Origin of the sequence: Microbacterium sp. PF5 (assembly GCF_004794315.1) — a bacterium.
GTDB classification, from domain to species: Bacteria; Actinomycetota; Actinomycetes; order Actinomycetales; family Microbacteriaceae; genus Microbacterium; species Microbacterium sufflavum.
The window spans coordinates 1-749 of the sequence record NZ_SSDQ01000103.1; the positions used below are offsets into that span (position 1 = coordinate 1).

Below are 749 nucleotides of genomic sequence, written 5' to 3' on the forward strand. Positions count from 1 at the left end.
GATGGTACTGCAGGGGGGACCCTGTGGGAGAGTAGGACACCGCCGGACTCCTTTTAGTCAAAATGGCCACCCATCGTTGGGTGGCCATTTTGCGTTTGACGAACAACGAGAATAGGGAGCACCATGCCGGAAGAGGAAGAGCGCCGTCCGCGTCGCAGTGACGATGGAGGACCGCGCGGCAACCGTTCCGGTGGGCGCCCTGTGTATCGCGATGGTGCCTCGCGCCCACGATCTGGCTCTGATGCCCGCGGTTCGCGAGGTGAGGCCCGCCCTGACCGTGATGGTGATCAGCGTCGTGAGGGCGGGTACAGCCGTGATGGCGGCGGTCAGCGTCGTGAGGGTGGCTACAGCCGTGATGGCGGCGGTCAGCGTCGTGAGGGCGGGTACAGACGTGATGGTGGTCAGCGTCGTGAGGGCGGGTACAGCCGTGATGGTGGTCAGCGTCGCGAGGGTGGCTTCAGCCGTGATGGCGGTCAGCGTCGCGAGGGCGGATACAGCCGTGATGGTGGTCCGCGTCGTGAGGGCGGGTACAGCCGTGACTCCGCACCGCGTCATGAAGGCGGGTTCAACCGTGATGGTGCTCCGCGTCGCGAAGGGGGCTTCAACCGTGATGGCGGTCAGCGTCGCGAGGGCGGGTACAGCCGTGATGGTGGTCCGCGTCGTGAGGGCGGGTACAGCCGTGATGGTGGTCAGCGTCGTGAGGGCGGCTTCAACCGTGATGGCGGCGGTCAGCGTCGTGAGGGTGGCTA

General features: G+C 66.2%; 1 protein-coding gene. It reads right to left on the reverse strand.

Annotated elements, in window-relative coordinates:
• Nucleotides 1–57 precede the first annotated feature (57 nt).
• Nucleotides 58–749 (reverse strand): hypothetical protein (locus DW297_RS18880; protein ID WP_205828256.1); only part of this gene is annotated, 692 nt, incomplete at its 5' end.